At 48.2% G+C, this 15,158-nt stretch carries 9 protein-coding genes and 5 pseudogenes; 4 read left to right on the top strand and 10 right to left on the bottom strand.

What is annotated here, in order from left to right:
- Nucleotides 1-727 precede the first annotated feature (727 nt).
- From ACOTX1_RS23325 to ACOTX1_RS23315, 3 genes and pseudogenes are all read right to left on the bottom strand, one after another.
- A pseudogene (locus ACOTX1_RS23325) lies at nt 728-1,080 on the bottom strand (IS1 family transposase); the annotation flags it as partial.
- Nucleotides 1,081-1,113: 33 nt separating this feature from the next.
- A pseudogene (locus ACOTX1_RS23320) lies at nt 1,114-4,042 on the bottom strand (Tn3 family transposase).
- 54 nt (nt 4,043-4,096) lie between these two features.
- Nucleotides 4,097-4,720 carry a recombinase family protein gene (locus tag ACOTX1_RS23315; protein WP_016809496.1) on the bottom strand — a complete coding sequence of 208 codons (624 nt, stop codon included), beginning with the start codon at nt 4,718-4,720 and terminating at the stop codon, nt 4,097-4,099.
- Nucleotides 4,721-5,144: 424 nt separating this feature from the next.
- Here ACOTX1_RS23315 and ACOTX1_RS23310 point away from each other — a divergent pair, with 424 nt between their 5' ends.
- The 3 genes and pseudogenes from ACOTX1_RS23310 to ACOTX1_RS23300 all read left to right on the top strand — a co-directional run bounded on the left by ACOTX1_RS23310 (nt 5,145) and on the right by ACOTX1_RS23300 (nt 8,524).
- Nucleotides 5,145-6,623 carry a SulP family inorganic anion transporter gene (locus ACOTX1_RS23310; RefSeq protein WP_016809498.1) on the top strand — a complete coding sequence of 493 codons (1,479 nt, stop codon included), beginning with the start codon at nt 5,145-5,147 and terminating at the stop codon, nt 6,621-6,623.
- 17 nt (nt 6,624-6,640) lie between these two features.
- The gene (locus ACOTX1_RS23305; protein WP_042937291.1) at nt 6,641-7,468 is read left to right on the top strand and encodes a universal stress protein; all 828 of its coding nucleotides are present in this window, start codon (nt 6,641-6,643) and stop codon (nt 7,466-7,468) included.
- Nucleotides 7,469-7,528: 60 nt separating this feature from the next.
- Nucleotides 7,529-8,524 (top strand): annotated as a pseudogene (locus tag ACOTX1_RS23300) (glycosyltransferase).
- 301 nt (nt 8,525-8,825) lie between these two features.
- Here ACOTX1_RS23300 and ACOTX1_RS23295 read toward each other — a convergent pair.
- Nucleotides 8,826-8,951 (bottom strand): annotated as a pseudogene (locus tag ACOTX1_RS23295) (IS1 family transposase); the annotation flags it as partial.
- A 268-nt stretch (nt 8,952-9,219) separates the two neighbouring features.
- Nucleotides 9,220-9,975 carry a replication initiation protein RepE gene (gene repE, locus ACOTX1_RS23290; RefSeq protein ID WP_000807690.1) on the bottom strand — a complete coding sequence of 252 codons (756 nt, stop codon included), beginning with the start codon at nt 9,973-9,975 and terminating at the stop codon, nt 9,220-9,222.
- Nucleotides 9,976-10,508: 533 nt separating this feature from the next.
- Between repE and ACOTX1_RS23285 the strand changes: the two are divergent.
- Nucleotides 10,509-10,977 (top strand): annotated as a pseudogene (locus tag ACOTX1_RS23285) (IS1 family transposase).
- A gap of 10 nt (nt 10,978-10,987) precedes the next feature.
- On the opposite strand, the gene ACOTX1_RS23280 reads toward ACOTX1_RS23285, so the two are convergent.
- The 5 genes from ACOTX1_RS23280 to ACOTX1_RS23260 all read right to left on the bottom strand — a co-directional run bounded on the left by ACOTX1_RS23280 (nt 10,988) and on the right by ACOTX1_RS23260 (nt 15,122).
- Nucleotides 10,988-11,179: a hypothetical protein gene (locus ACOTX1_RS23280; RefSeq protein ID WP_000861580.1), complete on the bottom strand. Its 192-nt coding sequence runs from the start codon at nt 11,177-11,179 to the stop codon at nt 10,988-10,990.
- 8 nt (nt 11,180-11,187) lie between these two features.
- Nucleotides 11,188-11,574, bottom strand: coding sequence for a plasmid stabilization protein StbA (gene stbA, locus ACOTX1_RS23275; RefSeq protein ID WP_001039463.1), 387 nt, complete (start codon nt 11,572-11,574; stop codon nt 11,188-11,190).
- Nucleotides 11,575-12,267: 693 nt separating this feature from the next.
- Nucleotides 12,268-13,236 carry an IS5 family transposase gene (locus tag ACOTX1_RS23270; RefSeq protein ID WP_072159722.1) on the bottom strand — a complete coding sequence of 323 codons (969 nt, stop codon included), beginning with the start codon at nt 13,234-13,236 and terminating at the stop codon, nt 12,268-12,270.
- A 198-nt stretch (nt 13,237-13,434) separates the two neighbouring features.
- Entirely contained in the window at nt 13,435-14,271 is an 837-nt protein-coding gene (locus ACOTX1_RS23265; RefSeq protein WP_123615964.1) for a hypothetical protein, read from the bottom strand.
- 153 nt (nt 14,272-14,424) lie between these two features.
- Nucleotides 14,425-15,122 (bottom strand): IS1 family transposase gene (locus ACOTX1_RS23260; RefSeq protein WP_108082295.1). Its coding sequence is split into 2 segments (ribosomal slippage): nt 14,425-14,873 and nt 14,873-15,122, totalling 699 coding nucleotides; the frame shifts between segments, so codons are not numbered across the junction.
- Nucleotides 15,123-15,158 lie beyond the last annotated feature (36 nt).

Genomic DNA, 15,158 nt, shown 5'->3' with positions numbered 1-15,158 from the left:
CATATCCCCATTGGGCTGGGCGCACATTCTACTGACTGGCGAATATCTTTGGCCCAAGGAACCGAAAGCTTAGGGTGTCATTTCGCCCTCAGCCGGAACCGACCCCTGGGAGGCGCCATGCGCCGGAGACCCCCGCAGCGAAGCGAGGACGAAAAAAGCATTACGGCTTCAGCCGTAATAATCCCCCACACTGCTAAGCCCAGAACAAACCCGCTAAAAACGATACAGAAGCTGCTGTGCGCGGTCGGAGTGGTCACGACAAGGCGATAGCCGCAGTCGGGGCGTATCTCCGCGTTAGCGGGCCGTTAGGGCCGCTTACGAGCGTGTACGCCAGAACGAAAAGCAACACCACCCACAGCAATGACAAGATCTAGTTACAACATCCGCCATTCTAAAGCGATGGTGTTCCCCGGCCTTCGGCCGGGGGCGGCGGCGCTTTTCAGTGGTGGGGAGGGGCACCTGGCCGGCAAACCGGCGCCGGTTTTATGATTAACTTCCTTTTGAATGCTGTAACTAATGTGGTTCTCCGGTCGGGGCCCGTCGCGAAGCGATGGGAGCTCTCTCAGGTGTTGCCGAACCGGCGCGACCGTCAGGTCGCTGCAAGGGCGGGCATTCTCCCGAGCCTGTCCACAGGGCAGGCGATGAACAGGTTATGTGTTTACAGGATTTATTGAAGGATCTTTAAAAGAGATACAGAGCTGGTGTTTAAAAGGAACCACGCGCCCTGAAAGTCCGACGGCAGGCTCAGAAGATGCTCCAGCGTGGCCATAGTACGTTCACCGAAGACGTGTGCAACAACCGTCCTCCGTATCCTGTCATACGCGTAAAACAACCAGCGCTGGCGTGATTTAGCGCCGACGTAACCACACTGTTCATCCATTTCAGAGCAGACAATCACATCACTGCCCGGTTGTATGCGTGAGTTTACCGACTGCGGCCTGAGTTTTTTAAGTGTCGTAAAATCGTGTTGAGGCCAACGCCCATAATGCGTGCACTGGCGCGACATCCGACGCCATTCATGGCCATATCAATAATTTTCTGGTGTGTACCGGGCTGAGAGGCGGTGTAAGTGAACTGTAGGGGGTCCGCTTGGAAAACGGAAAATATCCTACGCTAAGCCTCTTTTTTGTACAGACTGACATCAACTGTGCGTAACGGTCGATATTTACCGGATCCCAGCTTAAGATTATTACGCCAGATGTAATCTCCGCTCAGGTTGATATGCTCCCAGCCCAGAGGGGACAGGTGAGAAACCAACGGCTCATTAATCTGGAGCCCCTTTCGTTTTAGTGATTCGATGGCCCTTTCTATATACACCGTGTTCCACAACGTGATCGCCGCAGTCAACAGCGTCAGCCCGCTGGCGCGATAGCTTTGATTTTCCAGCCCCCTGTCTCTTATTTCGCCCAACCGGTGCATAAAAACGGCCCGCGCAAGCGCATTGCGGGCTTCACCCTTATTTAAACCGGCTTGCACACGACGACGCAGGGCCGGATCGCGAAACCAGTCCAGCATAAACAACGTTCGCTCGATACGGCCAATTTCCCGTAACGCTTTTGCCAGGCCGTTTTGTTTGGGGTAGCTGGCCAACTTTTTTAACATCAGCGAGGCGGTTACCGTGCCCTGCTTGATCGAGGTCGCCAGGCGCAGTACCTCATTCCAGTGTGTCTCAATTTCTTTGAGATTCAGACTGGTCGTGGATATGATTGACTGAAGCCCAGAATATTTTTCCGCCTTTCCATGAATGAATAGCCGTTTGTCATGGAGATCCCGGATCCTTGGTGCAAATGCAAACCCAAGTAGATGCATTAGCGCAAAAACATGTTCAGTGAAACCCATCCAGCACATGGGTAGAGTCCCTGACCCGGCTGATCACTTTGGTATAAAATGGGCTGTATTGGTCTGATATATGTGTATAAACCTGCACGCCGGGTTCCTGACCGTACTTTAAATTCACCTGTCCGGCATAGCGGCCATGACTTCCGACTCGAAAATTCTGGCCGTCGGAGGATGACGTTGTACCGTCCCCCCATGATGCTGCCAGTGGGCACTTTTTTTGTGCATTCACTAGTTCGGCAAGCGCGGCTGCATACGTTTCATCCCTGATGTACCATGCCTGAATGCTTTCCAGCGACGCTTTTGTGGTTCCCGGGCAGGATTCTGCCATTTTAGTCAGCCCCAGGTTGATACCATCTGCCAGGATGGTGGTCAGCAACAGCTTTTTGTCTTTTGGTCTGACGTGATTATTTTTGAGGTGAGTAAAGTGGCGGGTAAATCCCGTCCAACTGTCCACTTCATCTAATATCTCGGTAATTTTTGGGTGCGGCAGCATGCCGTAAACCAGGTCGGCAAACGGTGATACAATCGAAGGAACGCTGTTATCAAGAGGCGTGACCTTCACACCTTTGTCCGATATATCAACATCAGGCAAATCACCGGCAATCGCCATCGCATTGACCTCTTCCAGTCGCGACGCCAGCAGTGTCATACGGGAGTGAAGGTATTCCTGGCAGTCTGTCGGAATGGCAAGCTGTAACTGTTTCTCTTTGAGTGATTTTTCAAAATCAGCAGGAGGAATGAGGTAATCGTCAAAATTCCTGTAGCGTCGTGATCCTCTAACCCAGATATCACCAGATCGCAATGCGCCTTTCAGCTCATTCAGTACACAGAATTCATAATACCGGCGATCGATACCCGATGGCGTTATTACCAACTTTTTCCAGCTCTCAGGGATAAACTTTACTGGCGCTGTTGACGGAACCTTGCGGAGTTGTTTGCGGTACATTTCTCTGACGGTATCCAGCGCATCACCGAGTGGCAGTGCTGAAGGGGCTGCACTGAACTGCAATGCAGACAACATACGGGGCGCATATTTACGCAGCGTGCTGTATTTTTCGGTGATCAGATGAAGCGGATCAAAATTATCCTTTCGGGCCAGAAACTGTGTTTCCTCCAGACTGGTGATAAATTCCGGCCAGGGAAGTACGTCTTCTATCGCCGCCCAGGGATCTTCTCCTGACTCCCGTGCGTTTAGCAGCGCCTGCCCAACAGTAAGATATTGCCTTAACTTGCTCTGGATGAGTTTTCCTGTTTTCTGAAGCCGTTCGGCTTGTGTGCGCTTTGCCCTGCTGAACAAGCTACCCAGGATACGTTCGTGTAGTTCGATGATTTCATCGGTAAGCGTTGCCCTTGCTTCTGAGATAATACAAACCAGCACGGCATAACGACGTGTGCCGGAGAATTTTGCCAGGTCCCTGCTACTCATTTTCCGGCCTTCGCGAGCCAGTTTCAGCAGTCGGTTCTGGTGAACGGAAAGCGTAATACCTTCCGGCAGTGCCAACCCCTCAATGGCATTCAACCGATCAATATGTTGCAGCACGTTTTTACCGTTAATCTTACCCGGGGGCTGAAGCAGCCAGGCAAGACGGGAAAGTTGCTCATCACCTGATGCAAGCAGATTATCCAGTGCTGTTTTATGTCGTTGTTCCAGTTGCGTCGTCAGTGTAGAAAATACGGCTCTGTCTGCAAGTGTTGCGGCTTCAGCAAGGGTTCGCTCCATCACATCAACGGAAGGGAAAATAACGTTGTTGTTGTGCAACCAAGCGAGCATCTCTTCAGCAAGAATCAGGCCTTTGTCGGTCCGCATGGCGTGCGGATATAAATGGCGGATGCATGTTTTTTGCAATGACCTGTTGAAAGGCACTAATCCCAAGTAGCGATAGAGTTCGGCAAGATGCTCCCAACGGGTTTCCTCCCTCGTTGCGTACTCTCGCCATAAATCAGGTTGAAGTTTCAATCTCTCTGCCACTCTGGACATAACGCCATCGTGAGGGAGACTGTTTTTGTCTGGAGTAAAACCCGGCCCTCGCAGATAACAGAGTAAAACGGCAAAGCCCAGGCGGTTAGCGGGTCTCCGGTGTTTGTTGATGAGGACCAGATCCTGCTCACTTAAAAAGCACATCCTGGTTAGCAGAATGTCATCATCCGGCACAATCAGTAAGCGTTCTTTTTCATCACTGCTCAGTATCTGTCGCCGTGGCATAAATGCTCTCCCTGCATACGGACGCTGTCCGCTTGGACGTTCAAAATATACGCATCAAGAACATGCTTTGAGTTTAACAATGCGTATAACCGTTCGTTCTGAAACGCCACACAACCTTGCGGTATCACGGATGCTCTGCCTGTTTTTAACCCGAAGCTCTATGATTTTTTCATGCAATTGATGATCTGCCTGACGTCCCCGAAATTTACCGGCCACCTTGGCTTTCGCTATCCCTTCCTCTTGGCGCCGGCGACGATCCTGATAGTCTTTGCGAGCTATGGCGGCCAGCATATCAAGCATCATTCCGTTAATAGCCTTAAGTATTGCAAGGGTAAAGTCATCGCCAGCATGTGTTGCAAGAGCCATATGGCTCGTTGGGAGGTCAAGACTGACAACCACAAGGTGTTTTTCCTGGATAAGATGCTTTAGTTTTTGCCAGCCCTCTTCATCCAGGCGCGAAAGGCGATCAACCTGCTCGATGAGAATAATGTCACCAGGTGCAGCATCATCAAGTAACCGTAAAAGTTCTGGCCGTTGAAGTGATGCCCCGGATACATTTTCGGTGTACCAACTGGCCAGCCGAAATCCTTTTTCTTCAACAAAGGCTTTCATCCGATTTTTTGCTCGGAGAGCATCCTGTTCTTTTGTTGATGCGCGGAGGTAACCATGAATGTACATTTTTCACCCATTTATGACGTTTAAGTGATGATCATAATGTACGTGACAGATAGGTGATGATCCAAGGGGAAAATGGCGACACTTTAGGCTATGACACTGGGGTATACATTAATGGCACATTTAATCCATGATTGACCCTGTTTCAGTTTCGTTTATAGTAAGACGCTGTTTGCCTTGGCAGACTCCGCGGCCAGCCTTGAATATCTTCATCTGGTTTATCTGATCCCTGAAGGTGTACACACCGACCATCAAGGAGTAATAAAAACTACCATGCATATGACGCCACCCTGAGTTTTCCCCTTCTCTGTCGTTCTGAGTAACCCTCAGCGCGCACTCTTTAACATCCCGTCTGCGGATGTGCTTTACCGTATCTAAATTTTTTGCCCTTTACGGGCTGACTGTATTCAAAAACTGAGAAACGACTATGTTGCTGTCCTCGACGCGTAAGGACTGGCTGGGTAACGTCCGTGGAGACGTCCTCGCCGGTATTGTTGTCGCGCTCGCGCTTATCCCTGAAGCGATCGCCTTTTCCATCATCGCTGGTGTTGACCCGCAAGTTGGGCTCTACTCTGCGTTTTGTATCCCGCTGATAATCGCCATCTGTGGTGGTCGTCCAGGGATGATATCTTCGTCAACCGGTGCTATGGCATTGCTGATGGTCACCCTAGTGAAGGACCACGGCTTGCAGTATTTACTGGCAGCCACCGTTCTTACAGGTGTGATTCAGCTTATTGCGGGCTATCTGAAGCTTGGAAGCCTGATGCGCTATGTTTCCCGCTCGGTAGTTACCGGTTTTGTTAATGCGCTGGCGATCCTCATTTTCATGGCGCAGTTGCCGGAGTTGACCAACGTCACCTGGCACGTTTACGCCCTGACGGCGGCCGGTCTAGGCATTATTTATCTGTTCCCGTACCTCAATAAAACCATCCCCTCGCCGCTGGTCTGCATCGTCGTGCTGACCGGGATCTCCATGTGGCTGCATCTGGACGTACGCACTGTCGGCGACATGGGTAAGTTGCCGGACAGCCTGCCAGTATTTCTGTTACCCGATGTACCTCTCAATCTCGATACCCTATTAATCATTCTGCCTTATTCCGCCGGCCTTGCCGTGGTGGGGCTGCTTGAGTCAATGATGACCGCGACTATTGTGGATGACATGACCGATACACCGAGCGACAAGAACCGGGAATGCAAAGCACAGGGTATCGCCAACATTGGCGCCGCATTTATTGGCGGTATGGCTGGGTGCGCGATGATCGGTCAGTCGGTGATCAACGTGAAATCTGGGGGGCGTGGCCGCCTCTCCGCACTCACTGCGGGCGTTGTCCTGCTTTGTATGGTGGTTTTCCTGCGTGACTGGGTCTCACAAATCCCAATGGCGGCCCTGGTCGCGGTCATGATCATGGTCTCTATCGGTACCTTCTCCTGGGGGTCGATCGCTAACTTACGCAGCCATCCACTGTCAACCAGTGTCGTCATGCTGGCCACCGTGGTGGTAGTGGTCGCCACGCATAATCTGGCGTATGGCGTCTTAACCGGCGTTCTGATTGCCTCATTGAACTTTGCCACCAAAGTGGCCCGTTTTATGGCGGTGTCGTCCGAACTTAAAGCGTCAACGCGGATCTACACCGTAGCCGGTCAGGTGTTCTTTGCTTCTGCCGATCGGTTCATGAGCCACTTCGATTTTCGCGAAGCGGTGGAGCACGTAGTCATTGACGTCTCACATGCCCATTTCTGGGATATTACGTCGGTCAGCGCACTCGACAGGGTGGTTATTAAGTTCCGCCGTGAAGGCACGAACGTGGAAATCCGTGGAATGAATCAGGCTACCCGCACAATTGTTGACCGCTTCGGGGTGCATGACAAACCTGAAGAAGTGGAAAAATTAATGGGCGGCCATTAACAGTCAGGAGAACAGAGATGAACAATACCGTTATTGCCTGCGTTGACGGCTCACCGTCTACCCGACCTGTGTGCGAATACGCGGCCTGGGCCGCCAATCTGCTGGATGCGCCGCTGTCCCTGCTGCACGTACTGGAGAAAGACGTACATCCTGCCGTGTCAGATTTGACCGGAAGTATCGGCATTGATAGCCAGGCGCATCTCACCGAAGAGTTGGTGAAAGTTGAAGGAGAGCGTAACCGATTATTAATGGCACAGGGCAAAGCCATACTGGCTAGCTGTGCGAAGTTGCTGAATGATGCTGGTCATGCTGATGTTCAATTACTGCAAAAACATGGCGCGTTGGATGAAATCCTGGCTGATTTAGGGGATGTTCGCCTGATGGTGCTGGGCCGCCGTGGAACGCAGAACCCGGTTGGCAGCCACCTGGAAAGCATTATTCGCCTGCAGAAAAAACCGGTACTTATCGTGCCGGAGGCTTATTCTCCACCATCCAAAGTTATGTTCGCCTATGATGGCAGCGATGAGAGTCGCAAAAACCTGACGCGCCTGACACTTAGCCCGCTACTCAATGGCCTGGTTTGCCACCTCGTGATGGTTAAGGGGGATACACGAGCCTTGCAGGAAGCACAGAGTGTGCTGCAAGCAGCTGGCATCGCGACCGAAAGCCACCTACTGGAAGGTACATCCGTTGCTGAGGCGCTCTGCCGTCACGCTAATGAAAACGACATTAACCTGATTGTGATGGGTGCCTATGGCCATTCGCCATTGCGGCGATTCTTTATCGGCAGCAACACCATCGCCATGTTGGAAAAAACACAAATCCCACTCTTAATGCTGAGGTGATTATTGTCCCCGGAAATAACTCCGGGGACAAATAAATACATTCAATTTACTGGAGTGAACATGAAACATGAAATTGCGGTGAGTGTAATAATCCCCGTTTACAACGCAGAAAAAACCATCAAATCCTTGATCGAAGATATCTTATTAGAAGACAGGATCAACATTGAAGTTATTATCGTTAACGATGGTTCCTCAGACAACACGTCAACGATAATTAACTCCATAAAGGATGGCAGAGTTCAAGTTATTGAACAAAATAATAAAGGTGTATACGCGGCCAGAAATAATGGATTAGACAAGCATAAAGGCCAGTGGGTCATGTTTCTGGATGCCGATGACGATGTGTCTGAAGGATTCATTTATAACAGGTACATCCAGGCTTCCAGCCATAATGCCGATGTGCTTTTGTCCAATGCCTGGAAGCTTTGGCATGAAAGCGATAATAAAAAACCTGTACATACCAACCAACCTTATGATGAAATTTTATCCGGCAATGCGTGGGTAAGTCACGCAGTAAAAGTCAGGGAATGGCCACATTACCTTTGGTTACAGATAGTTAGATCTGACTATATCAGGAATAACAATCTGTCATTTCATGATGGCCGGAGTCATAAAGATATTTTATGGACGATGGAATTGGCGTTTGGCAAATGGGCGTTTCTACATATCAAAAGATATGGACTACACCTACAAGTACAATAATGAATCCATCACAAATCGCGGTGATTATTTCGACGTCAGAGCAGAATGCTATATTGATGTAATATCTAAAACCATCGGCCACGCAAAGTCGAAAAAAATAATGATTTGAGCGTATCGCTGTTTAGGCATGCCCTATATGAGGCCAGACACTTCCTTGGTTTATATAGAAAAAAGGTGAGGGGCAAATAAAAAATAAGGAGGTTATTTGTTAAAAAAATAGCATATAGAGATTTAGTAAAAGGTGTATATAGCCTTAGTGATATTTTCTTTTTACTAAAAGTTTTCGTAAAAACAAAAAAATTCACTGATGCTAGCCCGAAATTAAAATGGATAATTATATTTCTATTGGCTTAACATGGGGAATACTTATCTCGCTGCGAATGCCGTAGTTAATCCAGCGATACGTGACTGACGGTGAGTAATTGGTAGCATTATATCTTTCATTTTACCCTCCCATTACTGGGGATCCCTCAGTAATAGGTGGTCTTTCGTCTCCGCTTCCTTGGTATATGCAAACTTGATACGGGCACGATGAGCTATCAACATACTCGTGAGGTAGTATTGGTGATTTTTTAGCTATCACCATAGACCCGTGAAGCAATCTGTACGAAAAACAGGCTTAGCGTAGGATATTTTCCGTTTTCCAAGCGGACCCCTGTAGCTGCCATGTTTTACGGCAGTGAGAGCAGAGATAGCGCTGATGTCCGGCAGTACTTTTACCGTTACGCACCACGCCTTCAGTAGCTGAGCAGGAGGGACAAGTGATGGAGATGGAAGCCACGGGAGCACCTCAAAAACACCATCATACACTAAATCAGTAAGTTGGCACCATTACCCGGGAAGAGGGAGAAAATCTAGTGTGACAAACTACCCTCAGGATAGGGTGACAAATTGCCCTCAATTCTGGCTCCACTACCGGTTACAGCCAAAAAAACTATGAGTAAGCGCAGGATGCCAGGGAGGGAACAGCAAAACTGTGACAAATCACCCTCAACTTTCCAGATCAAATGTGACGAACCACCCTTAAATCTGTGACAGATAGCCCTCAACTATTCAATCGTCATGGAGGTTATATCACGGAAGGAAAATACGATATGCGTCGTCTGGCGGCCTTTCTTTTTCTCGATGTAAGAAAGGCGCATTGGTGTCCGGCTGTTGATCTCGTCAACACTTGCCTGCAGGAAACGGCGGCGAAAGTCCGGCATACGCTGGTAACTTTGAGGTAGCTGGTAGCGTTCCATGATCCAGTCGATTTTCAGGGACACGACACCTGAGCCATCAGGTTTACGGTACTGGCACAGAGATTCGTATAAACGCATGGCGTACGGATTGGTAATCTCTTTTGTTTCACTGAGCCGGAACTGCGTAAACCGGTTCTGTAACCCGATGAAGAAGGGAATCAGATATGGGTTGATATGTACGCTGTAAAGCCCTCTGGATGGGCTGTGCGCACGTTTAATAAACCAGGGAAAGGATTCATACCCTTTTTCATCGCCGGCATCCTCTTCAGGGCGATAGAAAACCACTTCCTTACCCGCAAAACCTTTTAAAGCCTGTCGTATATCCTTACTGGCTTCAGCGGAGGTCAGCCCGAATGTTTCAGCGTATTTAGCAACGTGAATTTCGCAGATGCCGTCATGTTCCTGCAGGGAGCCGTCGGATTTTCTGATCTGGTCAACGAACAGATACAGCATACGCTTTTGATCCCTGGAGAGACTATATGCCGCCTCAGTCAGCTCGTTAGACTGGACAATCCGCGGGCTATTTTTACGTTTTTTATGGTTTATAACCGCTATTTCCGCCATGACAGGTCCATGCGAAGTGTGACAGACTTTAAGATTGTCACACTTCATAAAACAGAGTCAACAGGGATGGATAACTTTGTGAAAAGCAACGCTTCCTGAGGGCAATTTGTCACAGGGTTAAGGGCAACTTGTCACAGAAATGGCGGCTATTTGAGGGTGATTTGTCACACTGAAAGGGCGTTTTGTCACAGATCCCTCTCTGGAACCCGCATGGATAAAGGCCTGTGGGCATTCTAAAAATAAAAATCTAACAACTATTTAAAAAGATCTTATAAAAATATCCCCGTGGATAAGTGGATAACCCCTATGGGAGGTGATTTTGCAGGCATTGAGCGTATGCAGAATTTATGAGTACTGTTCCATGGTGCTTCCTCGCTCACTCGGGGCTTCGCCCTGTCGCTCGGCTGCGGCGAGCACTGCTGGCTCGATTATATCTGTGGCCAGAAGTTAGACATACAGACTATTCTGTCCAGTTCTGGGTAATGCTACCAACTTGCTGATTTAGTGTATGATGGTGGTTTTGAGGTGCTCCAGTGGCTTCCATCTCCATCACTTGTCCCTCCTGCTCAGCTACTGAAGGCGTGGTGCGTAACGGTAAAAGTACTGCCGGACATCAGCGCTATCTCTGCTCTCACTGCCGTAAAACATGGCAGCTACAGTTCACTTACACCGCCTCTCAGGCCGCAGTCGGTAAACTCACGCATACAACCGGGCAGTGACGTCATTGTTTGCGCGGAAATAGACGAACAGTGGGGTTACGTCGGCGCTAAATCACGCCAGCGCTGGTTGTTTTACGCGTATGACAGGATACGGAGGACGGTTGTGGCGCACGTCTTCGGTGAACGCACTCTGGCCACGCTGGAGCGTCTTCCGGGCCTGCTGTCGGCCTTTGAGGTCGTGGTATGGATGACGGATGACTGGCCGCTTTATGAATCACGCCTGAAGGGAGAACTGCATGACAAAGTCATTGGACATTATCTGAACATAAAACACTACCAGTAAGTTGGAGTCATTACCCCTCAATCAAACGTGAGAAGTCGTCACCTTTAAAACTGGTCACATTTTCAATACCCAGATCGGAAGCAGACTGGTTGATAGTCTCTACCGCATAGAACTTTGCACCAGTCAGCCGCGGGGCTAACAGGTAAGATGAAATTAAGGTTTTACGAACACTGCCACTGTAATTAATTACCGCTACTTTCATAAATCACCTCAGAATTTTTTGTTGAACTTCTTAGGGTCGAAATTCTCACCGATTTTATTGAAGAATTCTTTATCAATAATGCCGGGACTCTCTGCTTTTTCACTTTCCTGCGCTTCAGGCTCAGACGGTTGTGTATTGTGCAATACACTTTCCGCTGCACCCTTCGCGCTACTCTTATCATGTGTATTGTGCAATACATTTTTTCGGTTTTGCCGCGTTCTATACAGTGCCATCTCAAGCCCTTTGGCTGTTACCGAAAAGCTGTATTCGCTGTCGAGGATTTCAGCAATTTCATGCCGCGTTAGCCCTCTGTCCAGCCAGTTCTCGATTTCATTTAGGCGCAATCTGACAGCAGCCGATAAGTTGCGGGGTTTCAGATCTGCTGGTTTATTCATAACCCCCTCCGTTGTATGAAAATGACTCTACAACACTCGTAAGAAGGGGTCAATCGAGTTTTGTAGTTTATATGTAGTTTTCTTGTAGTCTATTTGTAGTCTGTCACGTTTTTTGTAGTTTCTTTGTAGTTTTATTGTAGTCTATTTGTAGTCTTCCAACACTAAGGCAAAACGTTTTTTGTAGTTTATCTGTAGTTTATCTGTAGTTTTTGGTTGCTCAGATGGTCATGCAAGCATGACCATCAAAGAATAGGACGCTTTTTAGCCAAATGACCCTTAACCTACGGAGATCGCCCTACCAAAAAAAGATGATTTTTTATCCCTTAACCTGCTATACACCTAACGCAGCGTGATAAATCACGCTATCTCACTGATTTAAAAGAAAAAAAACCAAATTTAACCATGCTGCGGTATTACCCAGGTATTACAAATCTAATCTAACTTACTGATTTAAAACATTTTTTATTTATTACTTTGGTAATACTATGATTTCACCGTATTAGACACCCTTTTTTCGTTTAAAAAATGCACAAAGTGAGGACTGAATGCCAACAATAACCGCAAAAGTATCAGATGAACTTTTGGCCTATATAGACCTGGTTTCAGGTGGTAATCGGTCAGAGTATTTGCGGCGCTGGGCTTTGTTGAATAAATCAGATTTCGGGTAAGTCTCCCCCGTAGCGGGTTGTGTTTTCAGGCAATACGCACGCTTTCAGGCATACCTGCTTTCGTCATTTTGTTCAGCGCTCGTACCAGGGCCATAGCCTCCGCAACCTGACCATCGTAGTCACGCAGCGTCAGTGAACCCCCGAACAGCTGTTTTACCCGGTACATCGCCGTTTCCGCTATCGAGCGACGGTTGTAATCTGTTGTCCATTTCCACCGCGCATTACTCCCGGTCATTCGCTGATTAGCCACTGCACGGTTACGGTCTGCATATTCACCGGGCCAGTAACCTGCACCTTTTCGGGGAGGGATAAGCGCGCTGATTTTCTTACGCCGCAGTTCATCGTGACATAGCCGGGTATCGTAAGCGCCATCGGCGGCGGCTGACCTGATTTTCCGGTGGGTTTGCCGGATTAACCCGGGGAAGGCCTCTGAGTCCGTAACGTTGTTCAGCGACAGGTCAGCGCAGATGATTTCATGTGTTTTACTGTCAACTGCCAGATGCAGCTTACGCCAGATACGGCGGCGTTCCTGGCCATGCTTTTTGACTTTCCACTCGCCTTCACCGAAGACCTTCAGCCCGGTGGAATCAATTACCAGGTGTGCGATTTCACCCCGGGTGGGCGTTTTGAAACTGACATTAACCGACTTTGCGCGCTTGCTGACACTGGTGTAATCCGGGCAGCGCAACGGAACATTCATCAGTATAAAAATGGAATCAATAAAACCCTGTGCAGCCCGCAGGGTCAACCTGAACACGCGTTTAATGACCAGAACGGTGGTGATGGCGAGATCAGAATAGCGCTGAGGTCTTCCTCGTGATGAAGGCGTTGCCGACTCATACCAGGCCTGAATAGCTGCATCATCCAGCCAGAAAGTTATGGAGCCACGGTTGATGAGGGCTTTATTGTAGGTGGGCCAGTTGGTGATTTTGAACTTTTGCTTTGCCACGGAACGGTCTGCGTTGTCGGGAAGATGCGTGATCTGATCCTTCAACTCAGCAAAAGTTCGATTTATTCAACAAAGCCGGTCAGCGCATTAGATTATTAAGAGGATTCAAACGACACTGAGGACCCTTTCAGGCTCTTACTCACCCAGTGCCTGCAATTTGACTTCTTCGCATTAACCAGCTGGAAACTATAAGCAAAGGCTCCATTCTCGCAAAACGGAATATTCTTCTATAAAAATAAGTAATTATGAATCCATAAGGTTAAAGTTAAGATCAGTTACCAGTTCCACAAAATCGGTTTGTCGTTGGCTTTGCAGATAATAATTTCTTATACTTTGTAACAACCAAGCCTGCATGTCATTTCGATCAAAAGTAGTGAATACGCGATAGAGGCGGACTGGATGGACATCGTCATCTATAATTTGCTCACTAAGCAACCCTGCATTTTCAAGTATTGTGTAATGTACATGTAAAAATTCCATTGCCACACCAAGGAATTGCGGTACTTTTCGAATATCAATAATCGTACAGTGGTCAGCGCTTTCTGAAATCAAAAGGATTTGAGCGTAAAGTGTACGAGTTGCTTTAGGAACTCCGACAAAATGAGAAAAATAATTTCTCGCATGATCAACTAATCCAGAAAATGCCTCTTCTCGGAAAATTTCTAAGATTGAGTTTCGAACTTTGTATAGATTTTGAGGTAAATTTACCGTTTCACCATGTGTTGAATTGACGAAAGCTGTAACTTTGTTCTCTGCGATATTTCTTCCATAAACCGTACGCTCGTGCGTCGTTTTCATTGAATGCAAAACTTGTACAGGGTACATATCTACATCATCAGTTACTTTGTGATGATTTGCACAAAGAAGAATTAGGTTACTATAAGCTCGACGATCTTCATCTGTTTGTGACTTATTATAACGCTCTCCTCCGACTTCAGCTGCTTCAATATGGCAGACATTTCCGACATACTGGCCGTAAGAATTAATTAATTCCACATCACATCCTGGAAAGGCACATTGATTTCCCGAACGGAGAAAAAGGGTTCTTAAAGTTGTTGATTTAGGGTTAAGACGGCTCATTAGCGTTTCCTTAATTATCTAAAGACCTTATCTAAATATTTATCTCAGTTTGCTCCATTCGCCCTTAAGATTCTAGCTCCATTTGATACCCGTTCTGTGAGTATTAACAATTGTGAGTTTAGTCACTATCTAGAGTCAGGTAATGACTCCAACTTACTGATAGTGTTTTATGTTCAGATAATGCCCGATGACCTTGTCATGCAGCTCCACCGATTTTGATAGCGACAGTGACTTCCTGCCCAGCCTTGCCAGATGCTGCCTCAGATTCAGGTTATGCCGCTCAATGCGCTGCGTATATCGCTTGCTGATAACGTGCAGTTCTCCCTTCAGGCGTGATTCATAAAGCGGCCAGCCATCCGTCATCCATACCACGACCTCAAAGGCCGACAGCAGGCCCAGAAGACGCTCCAGCGTGGCCAGAGTGCGTTCACCGAATACGTGCGCCACAACCGTCCTCCGTATCCTGTCATACGCGTAAAACAGCCAGCGCTGGCGCGATTTAGCACCGACGTAGCCCCACTGTTCGTCCATTTCAGCGCAGACAATCACATCACTGCCCGGCTGTATGCGCGAGGTTACCGAATGCGGCCTGAGTTTTTTAAGTGACGTAAAATCGTGTTGAGGCCAACGCCCATAATGCGGGCGGTTGCCCGGCATCCAGCACCATTCATGGCCATATCAATGATTTTCTGGTGCGTACCGGGTTGAGAAGCGGTGTAAGTGAACTGCAGTTGCCATGTTTTACGGCAGTGAGAGCAGAGATAGCGCTGATGTCCGGCAGTGCTTTTGCCGTTACGCACCACCCCGTCAGTAGCTGAACAGGAGGGACAGCTGATAGAAACAGAAGCCACTGGAGCACCTCAAAAACACCATCATACACTAAATCA

This window comes from Enterobacter cloacae complex sp. IR5401 (genome assembly GCF_049238425.1).
Taxonomy (GTDB): Bacteria; Pseudomonadota; Gammaproteobacteria; order Enterobacterales; family Enterobacteriaceae; genus Enterobacter; species Enterobacter hormaechei_C.
This window is presented reverse-complemented; position numbering and strand designations above follow the sequence as displayed.